Below are 26019 nucleotides of genomic sequence, written 5' to 3'. Positions count from 1 at the left end.
GGGAGGTCCCCAGCCCTGGCCAAGCAGGTCACTCAAGCGGGCGTCCGATCCAGGCGCTGGTTGAGCCTCAGCGCAAGCAACGTGCATAGCGCTCCCGACAACAGATAGGCGCCTGATGAGATCAGCCCGAAATGGGCGGACAGGAACAGGGCGACTATGGGGGCGAAGCCCGCCCCGAACAGCCAGGCGAGATCCGAGGTCAGCGCCGCCCCTGTATAGCGGTAGGTCTTTGAAAAGTTCGAGGCGAGTGCTCCTGAAGACTGGCCGAACGACAGGCCGAGCAGGACGAAGCCCAAGACCATGAAGACGGACTCTCCGACGAAGCCGCCATCGAGCAGCTGTGGCGCGAAACCGCTGAACACGGCAATGGCCACCGCCGAGCCTCCGAGCAAGGGCCAACGCCCAACCCGGTCGGCGACGAAGCCCGAGATCGCGATCGCCGCCAGGCCGAAGAAGGCTCCGATCGTCTCGATGACCAGGAACCGCGCCGGTCCCTCGCGGGTGAACAGGAAAATCCAGGACAGAGGAAACACCGTCACCATGTGGAACAGGGCGAAGCTCGCCAGCGGCGCGAAGGCGCCGAGCACGACAGTGCGCCCTTCGGCGCGCAACGTCTCGCGGACGGAAGTCGGCTCCAGTTCCTGGCCTTCGAACAGTTTGGTGTATTCCGGCGTCACCACGATGCGCAGCCGTGCGAACAGGGCGACGACGTTGATGGCGAAGGCGACAAAGAACGGGTAGCGCCAGCCCCAGCTGAAGAAGTCTTCGGCCGACAGGTTGCCGACGAAATATGCAAACAGGGCGCTGGCAACGATGAGCCCGAGTGGCGCACCCAACTGCGGGATCATCGCATACCAGCCGCGGCGCTTTTCGGGCGCATTCAACGCCAGCAGCGAGGCAAGTCCGTCCCATGTCCCGCCCAGCGCCAGTCCCTGACCGATCCGGAACATGGCCAGCAGCCAGGCCGAAGCCGGGCCGATCTGGTCGTAGCCGGGCACGAAGGCGATCGACACGGTCGAGGTCCCCAGCAGGAACAGCGCGATGGTGAGCTTGGCGCTGCGTCCGTAGGCGCGGTCGAGCGCGGTGAAAATCGCCGTCCCGATCGGCCGCGCGATGAAGGCAAGCGCGAAGATGGCGAAGGAGTAGAGCGTGCCGGTCAACGGGTCGGCATAAGGAAATACGAGCTTGGGAAAAACGATGACGGAAGCGATCGCGTAGACGAAGAAGTCGAAGAATTCCGACGTCCTGCCGATGATGACGCCAACGGCGATTTCGCCGGGCTTCACCTCATGATGGCGCGCGGCGAGCCGTCTTGCGTCGGCTTCGATCTTCGAAGTTGGGCTCACAGCATTCTCCGTCGCCCCGCCGCAGTCTCATACGATCGCTTGCCATGTGCGCGGGCCAGATGCTTTGATGACGCCTGCCGCGTCATTGCGGCATTGGACAAATTGTCCAATGCCTTCATTGCCGCGGTGCGGTTAGCACTGGGGGGAACAACCGACAGGTCATACATTGAGCCGTCTCCGTACCCTTTTCCTGCTGCCCCTGCTGGCATCGCTCGGCTCCTGCAGCATGGTCGTCCTGAACCCTGCCGGCGACGTCGCCGCGCAGCAGCGCGACCTGCTGATGGTGTCCACGGCACTGATGCTGATCGTCATCATACCGGTGATGGCTCTCACCATATTCTTTGCCTGGCGATACCGCCAGTCCAACCGCGAGGCGCGCTACGAGCCGGATTGGGACCACTCGACCCATCTCGAGCTCGTCATCTGGGCTGTGCCGCTTCTGATCATCATCTGCCTGGGCGCAGTGACCTGGATGGGGACCCATCTGCTTGACCCCTATCGTCCGATCGGACGTGTAGCGGCCGGCAAGCCGCTGCTGCCGGACGTGCGCCCGCTTGAGGTCGAAGTCGTCGCGCTCGACTGGAAATGGCTGTTCATCTATCCGGAGTACGGCGTCGCGGCGGTCAACGAACTGGCTGCGCCGGTCGACCGGCCGATCAGCTTTCGCATCACCTCCGCATCGGTGATGAACTCCTTCTACATTCCAGCACTGGCCGGCCAGATCTATGCGATGCCGGGTATGGAAACCAGGCTGCACGCGGTCATGAACAAGCCCGGCAACTATGAAGGGTTCTCAGCCAATTACAGCGGCGCCGGCTTCTCGGGAATGCGCTTCGCGTTCCACGGCCTCGACGATGCCGGTTTCCAGGCATGGATCGCGAAGGCAAAGGACGGCGGCGGCAAGCTCGACCGAAACGGCTATCTGGAGCTTGAACAGCCCAGTGAGAACCAGCCCGTGCGCCACTATGCAGCGGTGGATACCGATCTCTACAAGGCGATCCTCAACATGTGCGTCGAGCCCGGCAAGATGTGCATGAGCGAGATGTCGCAGATCGATGCCAAGGGCGGTCTGGGAATGGCCGGCATCCGCAACACCGTTCCGCTGCTGTACGACAAGTTCGCCCGGCGCGGCACGATATTCGGCCCTGCCCCATCCTATGTCGCGAGCATATGCACGACCGAAGAAGCACTGGCGGCTTCGAAGGCCGATCAATCCGCCACGCCGATGACCTCGACGCCGATCGTCGGCGCCGGTCTGCAACGGCCACTGCCCCTGTCGATCCGACTGCCGTCACCTTCCGCAACCGGCACGCTTCGGTCGCCCTTCAACTCCTGAGGCGCCACGCAAGACATGTTCGACAATCCTGCTCTTCTCAAGGCGATCTTCGGCCGGTTTACGCTCGAGTCGCTGCCGCTGCACGAGCCCATCGTGGTCGCGACCTTCATAGTCGTCGCGCTGGGCGGCATCGCCCTCGTCGGCGCGCTTACCTATTTCAAGCTCTGGGGCTATCTGTGGCGCGAATGGTTCACCAGCGTCGACCACAAGCGCATCGGTGTCATGTACATGGTGCTCGGCATCGTCATGCTGCTGCGCGGCTTCAGCGACGCCATCATGATGCGGCTCCAGCAGGCGATGGCCTTCGGCGGTTCGGAAGGCTATCTCAATTCGCATCACTACGACCAGATCTTCACCGCGCACGGCGTGATCATGATCTTCTTCGTGGCGATGCCGCTGGTGACGGGCCTGATGAATTTCGTCGTCCCGCTGCAGATCGGCGCGCGCGACGTGTCGTTTCCGTTCCTCAACAATTTCAGCTTCTGGATGACGGTCGGCGGCGCGGTCATCGTCATGATGTCGCTGTTCGTCGGCGAATTCGCGCGCACCGGCTGGCTTGCCTATCCGCCGCTGTCGGGTATCGGCTACAGTCCCGATGTCGGTGTCGATTATTATATCTGGGCACTGCAAGTGGCGGGCGTCGGCACGCTGCTATCGGGCGTGAACCTGGTCTGCACCATTGTCAAGATGCGCGCGCCTGGCATGACCATGATGAGAATGCCGATCTTCACCTGGACCGCGCTTTGCACCAATGTGCTCATCGTCGCCGCCTTCCCGGTGCTGACGGCGGTGCTGGCCCTGCTGGCTCTCGACCGCTATGTCGGCACCAACTTCTTCACGAACGACTTCGGCGGCAATCCGATGATGTACGTGAACCTGATCTGGATCTGGGGCCACCCCGAGGTCTACATCCTGATCCTGCCGGCCTTCGGCATATTCTCCGAAGTGACCTCAGCCTTCTGCGGCAAGCGGCTCTTCGGCTACACGTCGATGGTCTACGCAACCATCGTCATCACCATCCTGTCCTATCTGGTCTGGCTGCATCACTTCTTCACCATGGGGTCGGGAGCGAGCGTCAACTCGTTCTTCGGCATCACCACGATGATCATTTCGATCCCGACAGGCGCCAAGATATTCAACTGGCTGTTCACCATGTACCGCGGCCGCATCCGCTTCGAACTGCCGATGATGTGGACTGTCGCCTTCATGCTGACCTTCACTGTCGGCGGCATGACCGGCGTGCTGCTCGCGGTTCCGCCGGCCGACTTCGTGCTCCACAACAGCCTGTTCCTGGTCGCGCACTTCCACAACGTCATCATCGGCGGCGTGCTGTTCGGCCTGTTTGCCGGGATCAGCTACTGGTTTCCCAAGGCATTCGGCTTCCGGCTCGATCCGTTCTGGGGAAAGATGTCGTTCTGGTTCTGGGTGGTCGGCTTCTGGTTCGCCTTCATGCCGCTCTACATCCTCGGCTTGATGGGCGTAACGCGCCGGCTGCGCACCTTCGAGGATCCCTCGCTGCAGATCTGGTTCATCATAGCCGCCTTCGGCGCCTTCCTGATCCTGCTTGGCATCCTGTCCTTCCTCATCCAGATCTTCGTCAGCGTGCGCCGGCGCGAGCAGCTTCGCGACGATACCGGCGACCCGTGGGACGGGCGTACGCTCGAATGGGCAACCTCGTCGCCGCCGCCGGCCTACAATTTCGCCTTCACGCCGGTCGTCCATGATCTCGACGCTTGGGCCGACATGAAGAATCGCGGCTACCAGCGTCCGTTGACGGGCTTCCGCGACATCCACATGCCGCGCAACACAGGAGCCGGCGTCATCCTGGCGGGGTTGAGCGTGGTGCTTGCGGTAGCGCTCATCTGGTACATCTGGTGGCTGGCGATCGTCAGCTTCGTCGCCCTGATCGGCTACGCCATCGCGCATACCTTCAACTACAGCCGGGATTTCCACATTCCTTCCAGTGACGTGACGCGCGTCGAGGACGAGCGGACGCGTCTGCTCGCGGCAAACGGCCAGGCAGGGTGAACAGCATGGCACACGCCGACACGGTGATCGACGACACGATCTTCCACCTGGAAGACGACCACGGCCATGCCGAGAGCGGCAGCAGCACCATGCTCGGCTTCTGGATCTATCTGATGAGCGACTGCCTCATCTTCGCGATGCTGTTCGCGGTCTACGGCGTGCTCGGTGGCAACTACGCGGCCGGACCCGCGCCGAAGGACCTGTTCGATCTTCCGCTGGTCGCGCTGAACACCACCATGCTGCTCCTGTCCTCCATCACTTACGGCTTCGCGATGCTGGAGATGGCGAAGGGACGAGTGAAACCCATGCAGGTGTGGCTGGTGATCACTGGCCTGTTCGGCCTCGCCTTTCTCAGCATCGAACTCTACGAATTCGCCCATTTCATCCACGAGGGGGCGACGCCGCAGCGCAGCGGCTTCCTGTCGTCGTTCTTCACGCTGGTCGGAACGCACGGCCTGCACGTCACCTTCGGCCTGGTCTGGCTGGTGGTGCTGATGGTGCAGGTCTCCAGGTACGGGCTGATCGCCGCGAACCAGCGGCGCCTGATGTGCCTGAGCATGTTCTGGCACTTCCTCGACGTCATCTGGATCGGCGTCTTCACCTTCGTCTATCTGATGGGAATGTTGCGATGAGCGCCGGACACCACACAGACACCAGCGACCAGAGCCACGCGCATCACGGCGTCGATCACGGCTCGCTGCGCGGCTATCTGACAGGCTTCGGCCTGTCGGTCGTGTTGACCGCCATTCCCTTCTGGCTGGTCATGACCAACGCGCTCGGCAATCAGATGGCGTCGGCGATTGCCATCATGGCCTTCGCCGTCGTGCAAATCATCGTCCACATGGTGTTCTTTCTGCATATGAACACCAGGTCGGAGAGCGGCTGGACCATGATGGCCCTGATCTTCACCCTCATCCTGGTGGTGATCGCGCTGACGGGCTCTCTCTGGGTCATGTACCATCTGAACGTCAACATGATGCCCAGCCATGACATGAGTCAGATACCCTGAGAGAGGGACCTGGCTTTGGACGAGCAGGCGCGGACGACACCGCATTCGAATACACGCGACGGCCAAAGGGTTACGCGTTCGAGATGGACGCTGTTGATGCTTTGCCTTTGCGGGGCCATCGGCATCGCCGGGTTCTCGGCGCTTGGTGTCTGGCAGCTGGAGCGCCGCGTCTGGAAGCTCGACCTGATCGAGCGTGTTGACCAGCGTCTCAAGGCGGTACCCGTGGCCGCCCCGGGGCCTTCGGCCTGGCCGGCGATCAACGCCAGGGATGACGAGTATCGCCAGCTTGCCGTCACGGGCCGGTTTCTCGGTGATCGCGAGACCCTGGTCCAGGCGGTCACCGATCTCGGCGGCGGTTTCTGGGTAATGGCGCAGTTCCGCACCGATGATGGCTTCACGGTTCTGGTGAACAGGGGCTTCGTGCCGACGGACAAGCGCGATCCGGCAACCCGCCTCGAAGGCAAGCCCTCGGGCGATCACACCGGAATTCACGGCCTGTTGCGCATCAGCGAACCGAAAGGCGGCTTCCTGCGTAAGAACAATCCGGCTGCCAACCGCTGGTATTCGCGCGATATGCAGGCGATCGCCACGACGCAAGGCCTCGGGCAGGTCGCTCCTTATTTCATCGATGCCGATGTCACGCCCAATCCGGGAGGGTGGCCGGTCGGCGGCCTGACGGTCGTTTCGTTCCACAACAACCATCTGGTCTATGCCCTGACATGGTTCGGGCTGGCCTTGATGGTGCTGGGCGCGGTCGTCTATCTGTTGCGGCAGACTGGGAAACACGGCGGGGGCTGACCGCTGGCCGAGGCAAAGCCGGAAGGAGCATGCAGGGCAGGCTTCCCGGTACCCCCGCCTCGGGCTGGAGCACCTAGCTAAAACCGCTGGCGAAACGCGATCGATTTGCGTATCACTCCGCCGCGCCAATGGAACCATTTTCGATGTTTGAAGCCCTGCAGCCCGCCCCCGCCGACAAGATCCTGGCCCTGATCGGCCTTTATCGTGCCGATCCGCGTCCAGACAAGGTCGACCTCGGTGTCGGCGTCTACAAGGATCGCGACGGCAAGACGCCAGTCATGCGCGCCGTGCGCGAAGCGGAAAAGCGCCTGCTGCAGGGTCAGGACACCAAGACCTATCTCGGCCTTGCCGGCGATACCGGCTTCAACACGGTGATGGCCAAGCTCGCCTTCGGTCCGGGCGCCGACATGACGCGCATCCGCGCCGCACAGGCGCCCGGCGGCTCCGGCGCGTTGCGGCTGGTCGCGGAACTGCTCAAGCGGACACGCTCCGATGCCACCATCTGGGTGTCGGACCCGACTTGGCCGAACCACATGCCGGTGATGCGCGCCGCCGGCCTGCAGATCCGCGAGTACCCCTATTTCGACGCCGCATCGGGCGCCGTTCGTTTCGATGACATGCTGGCGGCCCTGCGGACGGCAAAGAGCGGCGACGTCGTATTGCTGCATGGCTGCTGCCACAACCCAACCGGCGCCAATCTGGATGCGGGTCAGTGGGCTGCCGTTACCGATCTGGTCGTCGAGCGCGAGCTGCTGCCGTTTGTCGACATCGCCTATCAGGGCTTTGGCGATGGCCTCGAGGCCGATGCCCTCGGCTTGCGCCTGCTGGCCGCGAAGGTTCCGGAAATGGTCGTCGCCTCGAGCTGCTCGAAGAATTTCGCCGTCTACCGCGACCGCGTCGGCGCGGCGATGATCCTGGCCAGGGACGGCGCACAGGCGGACGTGGCGATGAGCCAGATGCTGTCGGCGGCACGCGCCATGTATTCGATGCCGCCTGACCATGGTGCTGCCGCAGTGCGCATCGTGCTGGAAGATGCCGCCTTGCGTGCGGACTGGGAAGCCGAACTTGAAGAGATGCGCCTGCGCATGCTCAGGCTTCGGGTCCAATTCGCCGAGGCGCTGCGCCGGCAGTCCAATTCCGATCGCTTCGACTTCGTCGCCAGCCATCGCGGCATGTTCTCCCGCCTTGGCCTCACGGAAGCGCAGGTCGAACGGCTGCGTGCCGAGCACGGCATCTATATGGTCGGCGACAGCCGCATCAACGTCGCCGGCCTGCCCGAGGACGGCATGGACGAACTCGCCAAGGCGATCGTCTCGGTTCTTGATTGATAAGCTGGCAATCCAGCAGCTGTGGACAAGGCGCCCCCGCCGACTGACAGTGTTGGCGGCGCGGCGGGCGGCGGGATAGCATCCGCATCATGACGCCATCGAAAGACATTTCGCGCCTGATCGAGATCATGGCGGCGCTACGGGCGCCGAAGACCGGCTGCCCCTGGGACATCGAACAGGATTTCTCGACCATCGCGCCCTATACGATCGAGGAAGCCTATGAGGTGGCGGATGCCATCGCGCGCGGCGATCTCGACGATCTGCGCGACGAACTCGGCGACCTGCTGCTGCAGGTCGTCTATCATGCCCAGATGGCCGAGGAGGCCGGCGAGTTTGCCTTCCCCGACGTGGTGCAAGCCATCACGACGAAGATGATCCGTCGCCACCCACATGTCTTTGGCGACGAAAAGGCCCGTAGCGCCGGCATGGCCAAGGGCATGTGGGAAAAGATCAAGGCCGAGGAGAAGGCGGAGAAGCGAAGCGCTCGTCTCGCCCGCGGTCTCGATCCCGAAGACAATGGCAAGGGGTTTCTGGACAGCGTTCCGGTCGCCCTGCCCGCGCTGACCCGGGCGCTGAAACTTCAGGAGAAGGCCGCCCGCGTCGGCTTCGACTGGAGCGAGGCAGCGCCCATCCTCGACAAGATCGAGGAAGAGATCGGCGAATTGCGCGAGGCGCTGGCCAAGGGCGACACCGCCTCGATCAAGGATGAGTTCGGCGACATGCTGTTTGCGGTCGTCAATCTCGGCCGTCACCTCAAGCTCGATTCCGAAGCAGCGCTAAGCGGCACCAACGAAAAATTCCGCTCGCGCTTCCACTATGTCGAACAAGCTCTGGAAAAATCCGGTAGCACACTGGAAAAGGCTGATCTGGCCGAGATGGAAGCGCTCTGGCAGGAAGCAAAGACAGCGAAGTAAGTTACATTACCCGTTGTTTTTACGACGCAATCTGCTTTCGATCTCTTCGCGGGCGCTTTGCGTGGCCTTGAGCGAGAGGGTGGCACTGCCGTCATCATTGTCGCTCCTCGAAACGACATCGCCATTGCGGTAAAGCCAGTCGACAAGGCCGAACTGGGCCGGCTCGATCGTCACGGTGAGGTCTTCGAGTTCGCCCGCCATCCGCGTTTCGACGATCGCCTTCAACGCATCGATGCCCTCGCCGGTCACAGCCGACACCGCAATCGGCGGCGCCTTGCTGGCATCGGCGCCGTCTGCAAGCAGCCGGGTCCGGTTGCCTTCGTCGAGCCGGTCGATCTTGTTCCACACTTCGATCACGCGCTTGGCGTCGCCGGCGTCGACACCGAGGTCGGCCAGGATGCGCTCGACATCTTCCGCCTGTGCCGCAGTGTCCGGATCGGAAATATCGCGCAGATGAAGCACGAGATCGGCCTCGACCACCTCTTCCAGGGTGGCGCGGAAAGCCGCGATCAGATGCGTCGGCAGGTCCGAAATGAAGCCGACCGTGTCGGAGAGGATGATCGGCGTGCCATGTGGGAGGCGCACGCGGCGCAGCGTCGGGTCGAGCGTGGCGAACAGCATATCCTGCGCCAGCACATCCGCCCCGGTCAGCCGGTTGAACAGCGTCGACTTGCCGGCATTGGTATAGCCGACGATCGCCACCACCGGGAACGGCACCTTCCTGCGCTTGGCGCGGTGCAGGTCGCGCGTGCGCCGCACCGTTTCCAGCTCCTGCTTCAGCTTGATGATCTTTTCCTGCAACTGCCGCCGGTCGGATTCGATCTGTGTTTCGCCGGGGCCCCCGAGGAAGCCGGCGCCGCCGCGCTGGCGCTCGAGGTGGGTCCAGCTGCGCACGAGGCGGCCCTTCTGGTAGTTGAGATGGGCGAGTTCGACCTGCAGCGTGCCTTCCTTGGTGCGTGCACGCTCGCCGAAGATCTCAAGGATCAGCCCGGTGCGATCCAGCACCTTGGCGTTCAGCTCTTTTTCGAGATTGCGCTGCTGCACCGGGGTCAGCGGATGGTCGACGACGACCACTTCCGCATGTCCCTCTTTGACGATTTCCGCAAACTCGGCGACCTTGCCGCTGCCGAGCAGCGTCGCCGGGCGCGGATCGTTGACGGTCACTACCGCTGTGTGGACCAAGTCCAGGTTGATGGCGCGGGCAAGGCCAACGGCCTCGTCGTGACGAGCATCGGCCGAACGCATCAGCCGCGGGCGGTTGGTCTCGTCGTCGTTGCGCTGGTGGCGGGTAAGGACGGGCACAATGACAACGGCCCGGGTCGGGCCCTTGGCTTCCGTCCCGGGATGATGTGTTGGTTTTCCGCGAACGGTGGCGTCCGCGTCTTTCTCACGTGCCAATCAGGCGCCCTGGCTTTCCTCGCCATCGAACATCTGAACCGGCTGGCTCGGCATGATCGTGGAAATGGCGTGCTTGTAGACGAGCTGGGAGTGACCGTCACGGCGCAGCAGGACACAGAAATTGTCGAACGAAGTGACCACGCCGGTCAGCTTGACGCCGTTGATAAGGAAGATGGTGAGCGGGTTCTTGCTCTTGCGAACTGAATTCAGGAACAGGTCCTGAAGGTTTTGCGATCGTTCCGCCATTGTTCTTGTCTTTCGCCGATCCCCTTCGGTTTGCAAGCCAATGCGCCAAATTAACGGGCGCATGTCAAGCTCGCAAACACCGTCTTGTCGTCAGTAACGACAAGCAGAACGAGATATATTGATGTTCATTCCACCTGTGCGGTTATCAGGCTGGACTTTTTTCCGCAATGTCAAAAAAGGCCTGCCGCAAGGAAAGTGTTATTGAGCCGGGGTGCCCATTGGCGACCGTATCGCCGTCGATGGCCACCACCGGCATGGCGATTGTCGTCGCGGAGCTGATGAACGCCTCGCGTGCCGCCTTGGCCTCGGCGACGGAAAAACCGCGCTCCTCGATCTTCAGGCCAAGCTTGGCCGCCACTTCGAACATGGTCGTGCGGGTGATGCCGCGCAAAATGCCGTGCTCGGCCGGCCTAGTGACCAGGACGCCGTCCCGGGTGACGATCCAGGCATTGGACGAGCCGCCTTCCTTGACGTTGCCTTCACCGTCGACGAACCAGGCTTCCTGCGCTCCGGCTTCCTTGGCCTTCTGCTTGGCCAATACATTGGGCAGCAGCCCGACGGTCTTGATGTCGACGCGGTCCCAGCGGTTTTCCGGCACGGTGATGACCGCGATTCCGGTCTCGGCGCGCTTCGCACCAGCGGCAGGATCGGCCTTCCTGGCGGTGACCACCAAGGCCGGCTTGGTGTCGGCGGAAGGGAAGGCGAAATCGCGGCTGGCCACGCCGCGCGTCACCTGCACGTAGACCAGGCCATTGGCGACGTGGTTGCGATTGACCACCTCGCGCAGAATGAGTGGCAGCACGTGAGAGGTGACCGGCCAGGCGATCGACAATTCGGTCAGTGAGCGGTTCAGCCGGGCCAGATGGCGCGGCATGTCGACGATGAAACCACGCGCCACCTCGCAGACCTCATAGACGCCGTCGGCGAACTGATATCCACGGTCCTCGATATGCACGGCAGCATCGGCGTGCGTGACATAGCGCCCGTTGACATAGGCAATGCGCGGCATGGGCAACCTCTAGGAAATTCTCGGGGCTTTCTTATGCGATTCCACCGCCGCCGTAACCGGCAAATGCTTGGCCCAGGCGCGGCTGATATGACGCGCTCAGACGCCCAGCGACTTCAGCTTGCGATGCAGAGCGGAGCGCTCCATGCCGATGAACTCGGCGGTCTTTGAGATGTTGCCGCCGAACCGGTTGATCTGGGCGATCAGGTAATCCTTCTCGAACTGTTCGCGCGCCTCGCGCAGTGGCAGCGCCATGATGTGCTGGTCGGATTGATTCGGCGTGCGTGGCATGACATCGCCGATCTCGGCCGGCAACAGGTCCGCGGTGATCGGCGCGTCGACGTCGTCGCCGCGCGCAAGGATCATCAGGCGCTCGACATTGTTGCGCAGCTGACGAACGTTGCCCGGCCAGTTGTGCGCCTGCAGAACGGCCAGCGCATCGTCGCCGATGCGGCGCGGCTTGATGCCGGCTTGGCGGGCGATCTGCTTCATGAAATTGTCGACGAGGTAGGGAATATCCTCGCGCCGCTCGGCCAATCCCGGCACGATGACCGGAACAACCGCCAGGCGATGGTAAAGATCCTCGCGAAAACGCCCGTCGGCAATCATCGCTTCGAGGTTCTGCGACGTGGAGGAGATGATGCGGACATCGACCTTGACCCGCTTGGTGCCCCCTACCCGCTCGAACTGTTGCTCGACGAGAACGCGCAGGATCTTGTTCTGCGTCTCGCGCGGCATGTCGGCCACCTCGTCGATGTAGAGGATGCCGCGATGGGCCTCCTCGAGCGCGCCGACCTTGCGCTCGACGCCATTCGATTCGGTGCCGAACAGCTCGATCTCCATGCGCTCGGGCGTGATGTTGGCGGCGCTCAGCGTCACGAAAGGTGCCCCCTTGCGCGCCGACAGCGTGTGGATGGCGCGAGCGGCCAGTTCCTTGCCCGAGCCCGAAGGTCCGATGATCATCACGCGGCTGTTGGTCGGCGCGACGCGTTCGATGGTCTGGCGCAACTGGCTCATCGCCGACGACATGCCGATCAGGTCGAAGGTTTCGCCGCTGCGCAGCTTGAGGTCGGAAACCTCGCGCCGCAATTTCGAGGTCTCCAGCGCACGCTCGGCAATAAGGATCAGCCTGTCGGCCTTGAACGGTTTTTCGATGAAGTCATAGGCGCCGCGACGGATGGCGGAGACCGCCGTTTCAATGTTGCCGTGGCCGGAGATCATCACCACCGGCAAGGTCGGATGCATGGTCTTGATCTCGTCGAGCAGCGCCAGCCCGTCCAGGCGCGAGCCCTGCAGCCAGATGTCGAGGAAAATCAGCCGCGGCGCGCGATCAGCTATAGCAGCGAGCGCGCTGTCGGCATCGAATGCCGTACGGGTTTCGTGACCCTCGTCGCTCAGGATGCCCGCGACGAGTTCACGGATGTCTTCCTCGTCATCGACGATGAGAATATCAGACGCCATTACCGACCTTTTCAGTTTCTCTTTCGTTTTCCGCCGCCCTGCTTTCGCCGCGTGGAGCCGCGGCAGCAGCCGGCGGCAGGATGATGCTGATCATCGCGCCGCGCCCATCGTGAAAGTCCGCCGGGGCGTCGTGAAGTTCCAGCCTGCCACCATGGTCCTCCACGATCTTCTTGACGATAGCGAGACCGAGCCCGGTGCCCTTCTCGCGCGTGGTCATATAGGGCTCGAGCAGCCGTTGGCGATTCTCGCGCGGCAGGCCTTTGCCATTGTCGATGACGTCGATGCGAATCGCACCATTCTGGCGCCCGGCTTGAATCCGGATTATGCCGTGCGAACCGTCCTTCTGTTCCAACCCATCAATCGCCTCGGCCGCGTTCTTGATCACATTGCCGAAAGCCTGCGCCATCAGGCGGCTGTCGAAAGTGCCCTTGAGCGGCTCCGTGCCGAAGATCCGCTCGAAAGTGATGTCGGCGCGGCTGACCTCGACCAGGAACGAGGCCTCACGCAGCGATTCGCGCAGATCTATCGCCTTCATCTCGGGCTTCGGCATGCGCGCGAACGCCGAGAATTCGTCGACCATACGGCCGATATCCTCAACCTGACGGATGATGGTGTCGGTGCATTGGTCGAAAACCTCGCGGTCCTCGGTGATCACCTTGCCGTAACGGCGCTTGATGCGTTCGGCCGAGAGCTGGATCGGCGTCAGCGGGTTCTTGATCTCGTGGGCGATACGCCGCGCCACATCAGCCCAGGCCGACGAGCGCTGCGCCTGAACCAGGTCGGTGATGTCGTCGACCGTCACGACATAGGATTTTTCCTCCGAGCCGTCATCGCCGGCCTCGATGGTGATCTGCACGTTGAAGGTCCGCTCGGCGCCGGCGCGGTAGAAGGTCACCTGCTCGCGATAGACGGGTTTGCCGGACTTGCGGCCGATCTCGAAGACGCGGCCGACATGCGGCAGCACGGCGGAAAGGTTCTGCCCAAGGGCGGCGCTGGCCGAAATGGCCAGCATCGCCTCGGCAGAGCGGTTGACGATGGTGACGATGCCGTAGGGATCGACGCCGATGACGCCGGCGGTGACGCCGGCAAGCACGGCTTCCGAGAAGCGGCGCCGTTCGTCGATCAGGTCCTTGGCCGACAGGATCTCGTTGCGCTGCGATTTCAGTTCGAGAAGCATCTTGTTGAACGTGTCGCCCAACGAAGCGACATCGCCGTCCGAAGGCCTGACCGGAACCGCGACGTCGAGATTGCCGGTCGCCACTTCGTCGGCGGCGCCGATGAGCTGGCGAATGGGTCGCACCAGACGGTCGGCGACCGCTATGCCGGTCCAGATCGCGGACAGGATGATAATGAGGGTCAACGACAGATACGGCAGCGCGAAGGCCACCTGCGAGGTACGGCGGTTATCTTCCAGCCCCCGATATTCGTCGGTATTGGACCTGACGATCTGGCGTGCCTTGATCACTTCGGGATCGACGAGCCTGATGGTGTAGAGATAGAGCCCTTCGATCTCGCGCAGCTTGACGATGGCGCCCATGATGTTGCGCGTTTTCGGTTCGATCAGCACCGGCTTGCCGTCGGCAGCGCTGGCCACGGCGCCTTCCGGCGGCTCGGGCATGGCAAAATCCGTATCGGTCTTGGCGCTCATGACGAAAGAGCCGTCAGGTTTGATCAGCGCCGCATGGGCCAGCGAACGGCCCACGGCTTCCTTGTTCATCAGATCGAGAAAGCCAGTACGATCAAGGCCGTAGAGTGTCCGCGACGCATCGAGGTCATAGGCCATCGACAGCGTCGTGCCCTGGAGGTTGCGGGCGTTTTCCTGGACATAGGCATCGGCGATCGACAGCGACGAGTTGACGATCGTCTTGGTGCGGATTTCGAACCAGCGGTCGAGACCGATGTCGAGCGTGATCGACGCGATGATGGCCACCATGATGGCGGGAATGGCGGCAACCAGGGCGAACATGGCGACAATGCGCACATGCAGCCGCGAAGCGGCCTTGCCATGCCGGCGCGCCATGACGATGCGGTGCACTTCACGTCCGACCAGCGCCGTGAGGAACAGAACGAAAGCCGCGTTGAGGGCAATCAGCGCCAGCGTCGTCGACTCGTTCGGTGTGATCGGCGTGGCGCCAACGAGGATGGTGAACGAGATCGCCGCCGTCATCAGCGCGCCGACGACCGCGATCACGCCTGGCAGCGCAAGCAGCCGGCGCCCGTCACGAGCGCCGGGTTCGCTGAAAAGCGGTTGGTTTGTTGTCGGTGCCTGCGGAGCCATGTCGCCGTCTAGAGCCATGATTGCGTCGGATGTATGCAACGCATTGTGGCGATTATGCAACAAGTGTGACCGAGACGGAAATCTTTCGCGAGCCGATCCCCTGAAAAGAGCGCGGGCTCAGATCAAGGGTCAGCCTTGCCGCGACGATTTGTAGACGTTGACGCCTAGTTCGCGAATCTTCTTGCGCAGCGTGTTGCGGTTCAAGCCCAGCAGTTCCGCAGCCTTGATCTGGTTGCCGCGGGTTGCCGTCATCGAGGCCAGGACGAGTGGAAACTCGACCTCGGACAGGATGCGCTGATAAAGCCCTGTAGGCGGCAATTCGCCGGCAAAGGAAGCGAAGTAGCGCTGCAGGAAATGCTCGACCGCCTGGCCGATCGACAAATCGTCGGGAATGAGATTGCCGCCACCCGGCACCACCGGACGTTCGCCGGTCTTGAGCTCCGCCTCGATGATCTCGGCGGAAATCTCGTCCTGCGAATAGAGCGCGGCGAGCCTGCGAACCAGGTTTTCCAGTTCGCGCACATTGCCCGGCCACGGATAGCGCTTCATCAACTCGATGCCGCCGGAAGAAATGCGCTTGGTCTGCAGGCCTTCCATTTCGCCGAGCTTGAAGAAGTGGCGGACGAGGTCCGGCACATCCTCGGAGCGCTCACGCAGCGCCGGCAACCGGAGCGGCACGACGTTGAGGCGATAGAAAAGATCCTCGCGGAATAGTCCCTGGTTGATCAGCGTGCGCAGATCCTTGTTGGTGGCGGCAACGATGCGCACGTCGGTCTTGATCGGCGTGCGTCCGCCAACCGTCGTGTACTCGCCCTGCTGAAGCACGCGCAGCAGGCGCGTCTGCGCCTCCATCGGCATGTCGCCGATCTCGTCGAGGAAAAGCGTGCCGCCTTCAGCCTGTTCGAAGCGCCCTGTCGAGCGGTTCTGCGCGCCGGTGAAGGCGCCCTTCTCGTGACCGAACAGTTCCGATTCGATCAGGTCGCGAGGGATCGCCGCCATATTGATGGCCACGAACGGGCCGCCGCGGCGGCGGCCATATTCATGCAGCGCGCGCGCCACCAGTTCCTTGCCGGTGCCGGATTCGCCCGAGATCATCACCGTCAGGTCGGTCTGCATCATGCGCGCCAGCATGCGGTAGATGTCCTGCATGGCGGCTGAACGGCCGACCAGCGGCATAGCGTCGGGCTGCTCTTCCGGCCGCGCATCGATCTTCGGCCGCCGCGGCTCGGAAAGCGCCCGGTTGACGATGTTGAGCAGTTCGGTCAGGTCGAACGGCTTCGGCAGATATTCATAGGCGCCGGTTTCGGACGCGCGGATGGCCGTCATGAAGGTGTTCTGGGCGCTCATGACGATGACTGGCAGTTCCGGCCGCGCCTTCTTGATGCGCGGCAGCATGTCGAAGGCGTTTTCGTCCGGCATGACCACATCGGTGATGACCAGATCGCCCTCGCCCGCCGCCACCCAGCGCCATAGCGTCGAAGCGTTGGAGGTGACGCGCACCTCATGGCCTGCGCGCGAAAGCGCCTGGTTGAGGACGGTGCGGATCGCCGCGTCGTCGTCGGCGACGAGAATATTGCCGCGAACGGTCATTTGCCGTCTCCTTCACCGTCATCATCGGCGCCGTTTGGCGCTTCTTTCCAGGCCGGCATCAGGATGCGGAATGTGGTCCCGCGCGGCGTCGATTCGCATTCGATGATGCCGCCATGCTCGCCGACGATCTTGGCGACCAGCGCAAGACCCAACCCGGAGCCGTTCGGCTTGGTCGTGATGAACGGGTCGAACAGGATCGGCAAGATGTCTTCGGAGACGCCGGAGCCATTGTCGCGCACGCAGAATTCCAGCGGCAGCGACACGCGGTCCTGCGTGCCCGGAACGGAAACACGGATGCCCGGCCGGAAGGCGGTCGACAGCACGATCTCGCCCTGCGGGTCGCTGCCGATCGCCTCGGCGGCGTTCTTGACCAGGTTGAGGAACACCTGGATCAACTGGTCGCGGTTGGCAAACACCGGAGGCAACGAAGGATCATAGTCCTCCAATATCTTGATTCTCTTGGCAAAACCGTTCTTGGCGATCGCCTTCACATGGTCGAGCACGACATGGATGTTGACGGGGTAGCGGTCGATTGGCCGCTCGTCGGAAAACACCTCCATGCGATCGACCAGCGACACGATGCGGTCGGTCTCGTCGGTGATCAGCCGCGTCAGCGCACGGTCCTCGTCGGAAGCCGACAGTTCCAGCAACTGGGCAGCGCCGCGGATGCCGGAGAGCGGGTTCTTGATCTCATGGGCAAGCATTGCCGCCAGGCCGGTGACCGAGCGTGCCGCGCCGCGATGCGTCATCTGCCGGTCGATCTTGTCGGCCATCGACCGTTCCTGGAACATCACCACCACCGAGCCCGGAAATTCCGGCACCGGCGCGACATAGAGATCGACGACCTTCTCGATGCCGAGGCGCGGCGACGACACGTCGACCCGATACTCGTTGACCGGGGCCCGGCGCTCGCGCACCTGGTCGACCAGCGTCAGCAGCGGGCTGCCGAAGGGAATGAGTTTTGACAGCGTGTTGCGCGCCAGCATGGTCGCGCTCGAACGAAAGAAGTCTTCCGCGTCGGCGTTGGCGAAGGTGATGAACCCCTCCTCGCTGATCATGATCACCGGGCGGCGGATGGTGTTGAGCACGATCTGGGCGGCATCCGCCATTTCAGCGCCTTGGACGGCGGCGGCGTTCATGCGGCGCTCCGCAGGTTCAAGGGTTGCGGATCGCGCGAAAACACATCGCGCAACAAGGCAATGACGCGCGCGGGCTCGAATGCGGTCAGTATGGCCTTTCGGCTGTCCTCAGCGGCACCGCCGGCATGCCGGTCGAGATACCAGCCAAGGTGCTTGCGCGCCTGGCGCAGGCCACTCTCGGCGCCGTAGAGCGCCAGCATGTCCTCGTAGTGGGCCACGATGTAGTCGGCGAGCGCGGTCGGGTGCTGTGGAACATTTGGCGTCGCTTCGCCTTTCGCCGCGGCCGCAATGCCGCCTGCGATCCAGGGCGCGCCATAATGGGCACGGCCGATCATCACGGCGTCGGCACCCGATTGATCAAGGATCGCAGCCGCTTCCTCTGGCGAAGAAACATCGCCATTGGCAACGACCGGGATGGACACGGCTTCCTTGACCCGGGCGATGGCGCGCCAGTCGGCCTTGCCCTGATAGAACTGGCAGCGCGTGCGGCCATGCACGGTCACCATGCTGACGCCGGCCTGTTCGGCGCGGCGCGCCAGCATCGGCGCGTTGAGCGCGCCCTCGTCCCAGCCCAGCCGCATCTTGACCGTCACCGGCACCTCGACCGCGCCGACAACGGCGTCGATCAGCGACAGCGCGTGGTCGAGATCCAGCATCAATGCCGAACCCGCATAACCGCCGGTGACCTTCTTGGCCGGGCATCCCATGTTGATGTCGATAATGTCGGCCCCCTCACCGGCGGCGATTCTGGCACCTTCGGCCATGTGCATCGCCTCACGGCCTGCTAGCTGAACCATATGGACCGGCAGGCCGGAGTGGCGTATGCGCAGGTTGAAACCGGCCCTGCCCTTGGCGAGCTCGCCACTGGCAACCATTTCGGACACGACCAGGCCCGCTCCATGCGCGTGGGCACGCTGCCGGAACGGCTCGTCCGTAATGCCCGACATCGGTGCGAGGAACACGCGATTGCGGAGTCTCGCGCCGCCGACGTCAAGCGGCGCGGCCAATTGGGTCAAGTTAACCATGCACAAAAACCAAGCATCTTCATTCGCTGCACATTCTCTAGCCATATCGGCCGCAATGTGCAACGCGGAATGACGCCACATTAAGGCGCAATTGGGAAAATGCTGGCCTTCGGCTTTGGCCGCGACCAAAGCGCCGCGCGTCGCTGAGGACGCGCAAAGGACGCTTTGGAATTTCATACTTAGCGCACGATCTTTCCGAAAACCGATTACACTTTTCGGGATCGTGCGCTAGGACCAAACGGGCATGACTGACGCAGGTGAAAATCACGTTTCGGGCGGGGATGGCAAGGTCGCGGTGGTGATCGTTGCGGCCGGCCGTGGCGCTCGCGCCGGACAGGCCAACGGACCGAAGCAATATCAACACATTGGCGGCTTTGCCGTCATCGCACACACGCTGGAAATTTTTCTGGCCCACCCGCGGACCAGCGAGATCGTCGTCGCCATCCATGCCGACGACCATGAACTGTTCCGGCAGGCGGCGGGCGCCGACGCCGAGCGGGTCACCGCCGTTATCGGTGGGGCGACCAGGCAGGAGTCCGTCCGGCTCGGCCTGCTTGCGCTGAGAGGCCACGCGCCGGGGCAGGTTCTGATCCATGATGCCGTCCGCCCGTTCGTCGATGCGGACCTGATAGATCGCACCATCGCCGCCATCGGCGAGCGCGAGGGCGCGTTGCCCGCTTTGCCCGTCGCCGACACGCTGAAGCGTGAGTCGGCCTCCGGCGTGGTTCGAGAAACCGTTTCGCGCAGCGGGCTTCACGCGGCGCAAACGCCGCAGGGCTTTCCGTTCTGGCCGATCCTTGCCGCGCACGAGAAAGCCCATCATCTGGGAAAAATGGATTTTACCGACGATGCCGCGATCGCCGAATGGGCGCATATTCCGGTCAAGATCGTTCCGGGCTCGCCGGACAATGTCAAACTCACCTGGGCACGGGATATTGCGATGGCGGACCAGCGGCTTTCCGGCGAACGCGTGCGCTTTCCCGACATCCGGACCGGCAATGGCTATGACGTCCACGCCTTCGAGCCTGGCGACCATGTCACCCTGTGTGGCGTCGCCATTGCGCATGACAAGAAACTGTCCGGCCATTCCGACGCCGATGTCGGCCTGCACGCCTTGACCGATGCGCTGCTGGCGACTTGCGGCGCCGGCGACATCGGCACGCATTTTCCGCCGTCCGACCCGCAGTGGAAAGGCGCTGCGTCGCGGATCTTCGTCGAGCATGCGGCAAGGCTGGTGCGCGAGCGCGGCGGCCGCATCGCCAATGCCGATATCACGCTGATCTGCGAAGCGCCGCGCGTCGGCCCGCATCGCGAGGCGATGACGGCAGCCCTGTCGCAGATGCTGGCAATTTCCGCGGACCGCATCTCGATCAAGGCAACAACCAACGAAAAGCTCGGCTTTGTCGGGCGTGAGGAAGGCATTGCGGCGATCGCCACCGCCAGCGTGGTGTTTCCCGGCGAGGTGCCGGAATGACCAACAACGAGCTGGCGAATGCCCTGCTGCAAGCCTGCCGAAAGCGCGACATCATGCTGGCAACGGCGGAAAGCTGCACCGGCGGCATGATCATCGCCGCGTTGACCGACATCGCCGGCTCGTCCGCCGTGGTCGATCGCGGCTTCATCACCTATTCCAACGAAGCCAAGATGGACATGCTCGGTGTTTCCGCCGCCACGCTCGAGGCGCATGGCGCGGTTTCGCGCGAGACGGCGGTCGAAATGGCGACAGGCGCGCTTGCTCGTTCGCGCGCCCGACTGACTCTAGCAGTTACCGGGATCGCCGGGCCTGGCGGCGGTTCGGCGGGAAAACCGGTCGGTCTGGTCTGGTTCGGGGTTGCGCTGGACGGCCGACCGATTGTCGCCGAGCACCAGCTCTTTGCAGACAAAGGCCGCGATTTCATTCGTCGCGAAACGGTCCGGCAAGCGCTGGAACTGGGCCTGCAGGCACTCGGCTAACCTTGGGCCCGGGGTGCTGCGCCGTAAATGACGTCTGCGCGCTTCTCGAAAGCTTCGGCGAACATGCGGAAGGCACGGTCGAACATGGTGCCCATCACCGCGCCGAGAATGCGGCTCTTGAACTCGTAGTCGATGAAGAAGCGGACGGCGCAGCCGGCGCCGTCCGCTTCGAAACGCCAGACATTGCTCAGATATTTGAACGGGCCGTCGATGTATTTCACGTCGATGGTGTTCTCATCGGGCTTCAGCAGCACCTGCGTCGTGAAGGTTTCGCGGATCGCCTTGTAGCCGATGCTCATGTCGGCAAGGAGAACGGTACGCCCGTCACGCTCCTTGCGCGAGCGAACCGTCAGCGCTTCGCAAAGCGGCAGGAATTGCGGATAGGATTCAACATCGGCGACCAAAGCGAACATCTGCTCGGGTGTATGGGATACGCGTCGGGTGGCTTCGAATTTTGGCATGAAACCGGCTGATTAAGCTGATTTCTTGAGAATCGCTTCCCGTGCCGCGCGCAGCTTGGCGAAATCGTCGCCGGCGTGATGCGATGAACGCGTCAGCGGGCTGGACGCCACCAGCAGGAAACCCTTGGTCCGGCCGATCGTCTCGAAGGACTTGAATTCCTCCGGCGTGACGAAGCGGATCACCGGATGGTGCTTCTTCGACGGCTGCAAATATTGGCCGATGGTCATGAAGTCGACATTGGCCGAACGCAGATCGTCCATCAACTGCAGGATTTCATTCCGTTCTTCGCCCAGCCCCACCATGATGCCGGATTTGGTGAAGATCGACGGGTCGAGTTCCTTGACCCGCTGCAGCAGCCGGATCGAATGGAAATAGCGGGCGCCCGGACGAACCGTCAGATAGTTCGACGGTACGGTTTCGAGATTGTGGTTGAAGACGTCGGGCTTGGCGGCCACGACGATCTCCAGCGCGCCGTCCTTGCGCAGGAAGTCGGGCGTCAGGATTTCGATCGTCGTCAACGGCGTCGCCGCCCTGATGGCGCGGATGACCTCGGCAAAATGCTGCGCACCGCCATCGGCGAGATCGTCGCGGTCGACCGAGGTGATGACGACATGGGTCAGACCCATCTGCTTGACCGCGTGTGCGACGCGGGCCGGTTCATCCGGGTCAAGAGCGGTTGGAATGCCGGTGGCGACATTGCAGAAGGCGCAGGCGCGGGTGCAGATCTCGCCCATGATCATGAAGGTGGCGTGCTTCTTTTCCCAGCACTCGCCGATGTTGGGACAGCCGGCCTCTTCGCAGACTGTCACCAGCTTGTGCGATTTAACGATCTCGCGCGTTTCGGCATAGCCCTTCGACATCGGCGCCTTGACGCGGATCCAGTCGGGCTTGCGCAGCACATCCTGATCGGGCTTGTGCGCCTTTTCAGGATGCCGCAGGCGCGGTGCGTTGGCGATCGTATCGAGGACAGTGACCATCGGGAAACCTGGTTCATTGGCGAGCGCCAGTCAGGCGTTCGTTGTCATAAGTTCATCTAGGACTTTTCGGCGCAAAGAAAAAGGCCGCCGCGGCGCATGCCGCAACAGCCTTTTTCGCATGGCAGCTGTTCAGTGATGTTAACGGCGCACCAGGCGCCCTGCCCAGATAAGCAGGCACGCTCCGATAAAGCCGGTGATCAGATATGCAATCCAGCCAACCCCGAACGGGCCAAAATTGAGAGCCTGCAGAATGGCGTTCAACACGACCGCGCCGACGATGCCCATAACGATGTTCATGAAGATGCCGGTGTTGCTCTTCATGAACATTTCGGCGAACCAGCCTGCCAGGCCGCCGATGATGATGGCTGCAATCCAGCCGACGCCATTCAGGTGCATATGCCTTCTCCTTGTGTGATGGGTGAAAACGCATCCGCAAACGAAGTACCTTGCCGCCGGGTTCCATCTGGACCAGCGCTTTCAATCTATCACGCGTTGAGCGCGCGGCCATAGGCGTCGAGCACGCTTTCCTTCATCATCTCCGACAGCGTCGGGTGCGGGAAAATGGTGTGCATCAGCTCTTCCTCGGTCGTTTCGAGGTTCATCGCCACGACAAAACCCTGGATCAGTTCGGTCACTTCGGCGCCGACCATGTGGGCGCCGAGCAGCTGGCCGGTCTTCTTGTCGAAGATGGTCTTGATGAAGCCCTGATCCTCACCGAGCGCGATCGCCTTGCCATTGGCGGCGAACTGGAAGCGCCCGACCCGGATGTCCTTGCCCTCGGCCTTGGCCTTGGCTTCCGTCAGGCCAACCGAGGCGACCTGCGGATTGCAGTAGGTGCAGCCCGGAATCTTCAGCTTGTCGGTGGCATGCACGCCGGGGAAATCGGCGATCTTCTCGATGCACACGACCCCCTCATGTTCGGCCTTGTGGGCGAGCATCGGCGGGCCGGCGACATCGCCGATGGCGTAGATGCCCGGCACATTGGTCTTGCCGTAACCATCGATGACGACGCAGCCACGCTCCGTCTTCACGCCGAGCGCCTCGAGCCCGAGGCCCTCGATGTTGCCCTGCACGCCGACGGCCGAGATCATCCGATCGGCGGTGATCTTCTCGACCTTGCCATCCTTCATCTCGACATGCGCGGTGACCGAGTTCGTACCCTTCTCGACCTTGGTCACCTTGGCTTCGAGGATGATCTTCATGCCTTGCTTCTCGAACTGCTTCTGCGCGAATTTCGAGACTTCGGCGTCCTCGACCGGCATCACCGCAGGCAGCAGCTCGACCACCGTCACATCGGCACCCATGGTGCGGTAGAAGGAGGCGAATTCGATGCCGATGGCGCCTGATCCCATGACCAGCAGCGACTTCGGCATTTCCTTTGGCACCATGGCCTCGAAATAGGTCCAGATCAGTCTGCCGTCCGGCTCGATGCCGGGCAGCGCGCGTGGCCGGGCGCCGGTGGCCAGGATGATGTGCTTGGCGGTGTAGGTGCCCTCGCCCTTGACGCCTTTCGGCACCGGCGGCTGCGGCTCCATCGGCTTCTTGGCCGTCTTCGACACCACGATTTCGCCGGGCTTCGACAGCTTGGCTTCGCCCCAGACGACGTCGACCTTGTTCTTCTTCATCAGGAAGGCGACGCCGCCATTGAGCCGCAGCGAGACTTTTCGCGAGCGGTCGACCACGGCTGACGTGTCGACACTGATCTTGCCGTCGAGCTTCAGCCCGTAATTCTTCAGGTGATCCGAATAGTGCATGATCTCGGCCGAGCGCAGCAGCGCCTTGGTCGGGATGCAGCCCCAGTTGAGGCAAATGCCGCCGAGATGCTCGCGCTCGACGATCGCCGTCTTGAAGCCGAGTTGCGCGGAACGCACCGCCGTGACATAGCCGCCAGGGCCGGAGCCGATGATGATGACGTCGTAGTTCTCAGCCACGGTTTTTCTCCTTATTCACAATTCAAGCATGACGCGCACGACGGGTGCCAGCGCCTTGCCGATGTTTCGCGTGTTTTCGGCGTCGAGGTGGACGCCATCAAGCGGTGTGGTTTGCGCCACGCTGCCGGCGTCGAAGAAGCCGCAGCCGGCTTCATCGGCGAGCGCGGCATATTGCGGTGCCAAAAACTTCGAGGCGTCATCGCCACCGGCGAACATTTCCTTGAAGTCGGCATTTTCGGTACGGCTGACGACAGGCGGCGAAACGATCAGGATCTGCGGCGCCGGCCAGTCGAACGGATAGTCGTGACCGCGCACGATGTCGATCAGCCGCTGGATGCCTTGCTTGGCCGCGACGGGATTACCGTGGATCCATGGCTTCATGTCGTTGGCGCCGAGCATGATGACAATCAGGTCGATCGGCGCATGCGTCGTCAGCACCGTTGGCAGCAGCCTGGCGCCGTTGCGATCAGCACCAGCCAGATGGTCGTCGAAGGCGGTGGTGCGGCCATTGAGGCCATCGGCTATCACTTGCACGCCGACGCCGAGTCCGGCCTGCAGCACGCTCGGCCAGCGGTCTTCCAGCGGGTGACGACCACCTTCGGCATTGTAGCCCCAGGTCAGCGAGTCGCCGTAACAAAGAACCGTCTTCATGCGCCCACCTGTGCGTTAATCGAGCCGCGCCTCAACCGCCAGCGCACGAACAGCCAGTGAACCAGCACAGTGGCCAGGTTCGGCAAAACCAGGCCGGCGACGATCGGCAGGTCACCTCCCCACTGGCGCTTGTCGACCGGCTGAGAGAACGTCCAACCGATCAGGCCGAGCCCGATCAGCACGAACACGACAATTGCGCAGAGGCCCAGCCAGTTGATGATCGTCGGTGCGTTCGAAAAAAGCTGCGCGATGAAAAATACGATCGTCGTGGCAATGGTGACAAGCACCGACGTCATGAACACCAGAATGTATTCTTCCTGCGCATGGGTTGCGACCGCCAGCTGTTGAGCAACCAGGCCGCCTGCCAATCCTGACAGGAAAAACGCCATGAGGGAGGTGAAGAATATCCGCACCGCCCTCTCCTCCCTAGACCAGCATGCCCATCGGGTTTTCGATCAGCCGCTTGAAGGCGACCAGCAGTTCGGCACCCAGCGCACCATCGACGGCGCGATGGTCGGTCGACAGCGTCACAGACATCACGGTCGCGATCTTGATCTCGCCGTTTTTGACCACTGCCCGCTCTTCGCCCGCACCGACGGCCAGGATGGTCGCATGCGGCGGGTTGATGACGGCGGCAAAATCCTTGATGCCGAACATGCCGAGGTTGGACACCGCCGTGGTGCCGCCCTGGTATTCTTCCGGCTTCAGCTTACGGCTGCGCGCACGGCTGGCCAGGTCCTTCATCTCGTTGGAGATGGTGGACAGCGTCTTTTCGTCGGCCTTGCGGATAATCGGCGTGATCAGCCCACCGGGGATCGACACGGCAACGCCGACATCGGCATGCTTGTGCTTGACCATGGCGCTTTCGGTCCATGAGGCATTGGCATCCGGCACCGCCTTCAGTGCCATCGCCATCGCCTTGATCACCATGTCGTTGACCGACAGCTTGTAGGCNGGNGCNTCGCCCTTGTCGGTTTTCTTCACCGGGGCAGCCGCATTGATCTGCGTGCGCAGCGCCAACAGTGCATCCAGCTCGCAGTCGAGCGTCAGGTAGAAATGCGGGATGGTGGTCTTGGCCTCGACCAGGCGCCGCGCAATGGTCTTGCGCATATTGTCGTGCGGGACGAGTTCGTAGGAGCCCTG

25 protein-coding genes are annotated in these 26019 nt (G+C 62.7%); 9 read left to right on the top strand and 16 right to left on the bottom strand.

Going from position 1 to position 26019, the window contains the following annotated elements; genetic code table 11:
- Positions 1 to 32: 32 nt before the first annotated feature.
- Positions 33 to 1346 carry an MFS transporter gene (locus MESCI2_RS0109765; RefSeq protein WP_027036427.1) on the bottom strand — a complete coding sequence of 438 codons (1314 nt, stop codon included), beginning with the start codon at positions 1344 to 1346 and terminating at the stop codon, positions 33 to 35.
- A 166-nt stretch (positions 1347 to 1512) separates the two neighbouring features.
- On the opposite strand from MESCI2_RS0109765, the gene cyoA reads away from it, so the two are divergent.
- The 7 genes from cyoA to mazG all read left to right on the top strand — a co-directional run bounded on the left by cyoA (position 1513) and on the right by mazG (position 8759).
- Complete coding sequence (cyoA, locus tag MESCI2_RS0109760) at positions 1513 to 2682, top strand: ubiquinol oxidase subunit II (protein ID WP_027036426.1); 1170 nt, start codon at positions 1513 to 1515, stop codon at positions 2680 to 2682.
- Between the two features lie 15 nt (positions 2683 to 2697).
- A complete protein-coding gene (gene cyoB, locus MESCI2_RS0109755) occupies positions 2698 to 4710 on the top strand; it encodes a cytochrome o ubiquinol oxidase subunit I (protein WP_027036425.1) in 2013 nt (670 codons plus the stop codon).
- Positions 4711 to 4715: 5 nt separating this feature from the next.
- Complete coding sequence (gene cyoC / locus MESCI2_RS0109750; protein ID WP_027036424.1) at positions 4716 to 5342, top strand: cytochrome o ubiquinol oxidase subunit III; 627 nt, start codon at positions 4716 to 4718, stop codon at positions 5340 to 5342.
- Positions 5339 to 5719, top strand: a complete 381-nt coding sequence (gene cyoD / locus MESCI2_RS0109745) for a cytochrome o ubiquinol oxidase subunit IV (protein ID WP_027036423.1) — start codon at positions 5339 to 5341, stop codon at positions 5717 to 5719. The genes cyoC and cyoD overlap by 4 nt, the downstream gene beginning before the upstream one ends.
- A gap of 96 nt (positions 5720 to 5815) precedes the next feature.
- Positions 5816 to 6517 carry an SURF1 family protein gene (locus tag MESCI2_RS0109740; protein WP_027036422.1) on the top strand — a complete coding sequence of 234 codons (702 nt, stop codon included), beginning with the start codon at positions 5816 to 5818 and terminating at the stop codon, positions 6515 to 6517.
- Between the two features lie 143 nt (positions 6518 to 6660).
- Positions 6661 to 7845, top strand: a complete 1185-nt coding sequence (locus tag MESCI2_RS0109735) for an aromatic amino acid transaminase (RefSeq protein ID WP_027036421.1) — start codon at positions 6661 to 6663, stop codon at positions 7843 to 7845.
- Between the two features lie 89 nt (positions 7846 to 7934).
- Positions 7935 to 8759 (top strand): nucleoside triphosphate pyrophosphohydrolase, encoded by an 825-nt coding sequence (gene mazG, locus MESCI2_RS0109730; RefSeq protein ID WP_027036420.1) that lies wholly within the window; start codon positions 7935 to 7937, stop codon positions 8757 to 8759.
- Between the two features lie 6 nt (positions 8760 to 8765).
- On the opposite strand, the gene hflX is transcribed toward mazG, so the two are convergent.
- From hflX to dusB, 8 genes are all read right to left on the bottom strand, one after another.
- Positions 8766 to 10157 (bottom strand): GTPase HflX, encoded by a 1392-nt coding sequence (gene hflX / locus MESCI2_RS0109725; protein ID WP_027036419.1) that lies wholly within the window; start codon positions 10155 to 10157, stop codon positions 8766 to 8768.
- A complete protein-coding gene (gene hfq / locus MESCI2_RS0109720; RefSeq protein ID WP_006202172.1) occupies positions 10158 to 10403 on the bottom strand; it encodes an RNA chaperone Hfq in 246 nt (81 codons plus the stop codon). It abuts the gene before it with no gap.
- A gap of 145 nt (positions 10404 to 10548) precedes the next feature.
- Entirely contained in the window at positions 10549 to 11412 is an 864-nt protein-coding gene (locus MESCI2_RS0109715; protein ID WP_027036418.1) for a D-amino-acid transaminase, read from the bottom strand.
- A gap of 96 nt (positions 11413 to 11508) precedes the next feature.
- Positions 11509 to 12870, bottom strand: coding sequence for a sigma-54-dependent transcriptional regulator (locus MESCI2_RS0109710; protein ID WP_013531496.1), 1362 nt, complete (start codon positions 12868 to 12870; stop codon positions 11509 to 11511).
- On the bottom strand, positions 12860 to 15148 hold the full coding sequence (locus MESCI2_RS0109705; RefSeq protein WP_027036417.1) for a sensor histidine kinase NtrY-like: 2289 nt from the start codon (positions 15146 to 15148) through the stop codon (positions 12860 to 12862). The genes MESCI2_RS0109710 and MESCI2_RS0109705 overlap by 11 nt, the downstream gene beginning before the upstream one ends.
- A gap of 129 nt (positions 15149 to 15277) precedes the next feature.
- Positions 15278 to 16738: a nitrogen regulation protein NR(I) gene (ntrC, locus tag MESCI2_RS0109700; protein WP_027036416.1), complete on the bottom strand. Its 1461-nt coding sequence runs from the start codon at positions 16736 to 16738 to the stop codon at positions 15278 to 15280.
- The gene (locus MESCI2_RS0109695) at positions 16735 to 17877 is read right to left on the bottom strand and encodes a two-component system sensor histidine kinase NtrB (protein WP_027036415.1); all 1143 of its coding nucleotides are present in this window, start codon (positions 17875 to 17877) and stop codon (positions 16735 to 16737) included. Before MESCI2_RS0109695 ends, ntrC begins: the two co-directional genes overlap by 4 nt.
- Positions 17874 to 18902: a tRNA dihydrouridine synthase DusB gene (gene dusB / locus MESCI2_RS0109690; RefSeq protein WP_027036414.1), complete on the bottom strand. Its 1029-nt coding sequence runs from the start codon at positions 18900 to 18902 to the stop codon at positions 17874 to 17876. The genes MESCI2_RS0109695 and dusB overlap by 4 nt, the downstream gene beginning before the upstream one ends.
- 244 nt (positions 18903 to 19146) lie before the next feature.
- On the opposite strand from dusB, the gene MESCI2_RS0109685 reads away from it, so the two are divergent.
- Positions 19147 to 20376 carry a bifunctional 2-C-methyl-D-erythritol 4-phosphate cytidylyltransferase/2-C-methyl-D-erythritol 2,4-cyclodiphosphate synthase gene (locus tag MESCI2_RS0109685; protein ID WP_027036413.1) on the top strand — a complete coding sequence of 410 codons (1230 nt, stop codon included), beginning with the start codon at positions 19147 to 19149 and terminating at the stop codon, positions 20374 to 20376.
- The gene (locus MESCI2_RS0109680; RefSeq protein ID WP_027036412.1) at positions 20373 to 20855 is read left to right on the top strand and encodes a CinA family protein; all 483 of its coding nucleotides are present in this window, start codon (positions 20373 to 20375) and stop codon (positions 20853 to 20855) included. The genes MESCI2_RS0109685 and MESCI2_RS0109680 overlap by 4 nt, the downstream gene beginning before the upstream one ends.
- Here MESCI2_RS0109680 and MESCI2_RS0109675 read toward each other — a convergent pair.
- The 7 genes from MESCI2_RS0109675 to MESCI2_RS0109645 all read right to left on the bottom strand — a co-directional run.
- Positions 20852 to 21316, bottom strand: a complete 465-nt coding sequence (locus tag MESCI2_RS0109675) for a type II toxin-antitoxin system RatA family toxin (RefSeq protein WP_027036411.1) — start codon at positions 21314 to 21316, stop codon at positions 20852 to 20854. The two genes, MESCI2_RS0109680 and MESCI2_RS0109675, sit on opposite strands and share 4 nt — an antisense overlap.
- Before the next feature lie 12 nt (positions 21317 to 21328).
- The gene (gene lipA / locus MESCI2_RS0109670; protein WP_024505190.1) at positions 21329 to 22294 is read right to left on the bottom strand and encodes a lipoyl synthase; all 966 of its coding nucleotides are present in this window, start codon (positions 22292 to 22294) and stop codon (positions 21329 to 21331) included.
- Positions 22295 to 22432: 138 nt separating this feature from the next.
- Positions 22433 to 22690 (bottom strand): GlsB/YeaQ/YmgE family stress response membrane protein, encoded by a 258-nt coding sequence (locus MESCI2_RS0109665; protein WP_023812036.1) that lies wholly within the window; start codon positions 22688 to 22690, stop codon positions 22433 to 22435.
- An 89-nt stretch (positions 22691 to 22779) separates the two neighbouring features.
- Positions 22780 to 24225, bottom strand: a complete 1446-nt coding sequence (gene lpdA / locus MESCI2_RS0109660) for a dihydrolipoyl dehydrogenase (protein ID WP_027036410.1) — start codon at positions 24223 to 24225, stop codon at positions 22780 to 22782.
- Between the two features lie 15 nt (positions 24226 to 24240).
- A complete protein-coding gene (locus MESCI2_RS0109655) occupies positions 24241 to 24876 on the bottom strand; it encodes an SGNH/GDSL hydrolase family protein (RefSeq protein WP_027036409.1) in 636 nt (211 codons plus the stop codon).
- Complete coding sequence (locus tag MESCI2_RS0109650; RefSeq protein WP_027036408.1) at positions 24873 to 25289, bottom strand: hypothetical protein; 417 nt, start codon at positions 25287 to 25289, stop codon at positions 24873 to 24875. The genes MESCI2_RS0109655 and MESCI2_RS0109650 overlap by 4 nt, the downstream gene beginning before the upstream one ends.
- 13 nt (positions 25290 to 25302) lie before the next feature.
- Positions 25303 to 26019 (bottom strand): 2-oxo acid dehydrogenase subunit E2 (locus MESCI2_RS0109645; RefSeq protein ID WP_027036407.1); only part of this gene is annotated, 717 nt, incomplete at its 5' end.

The sequence above is a fragment of the Mesorhizobium ciceri WSM4083 genome (assembly GCF_000519305.1).
Taxonomy (GTDB): Bacteria; Pseudomonadota; Alphaproteobacteria; order Rhizobiales; family Rhizobiaceae; genus Mesorhizobium; species Mesorhizobium ciceri_B.
Note: the sequence above shows the minus strand (reverse complement) of the source record. Positions and strands in the feature narration are given on the sequence as shown.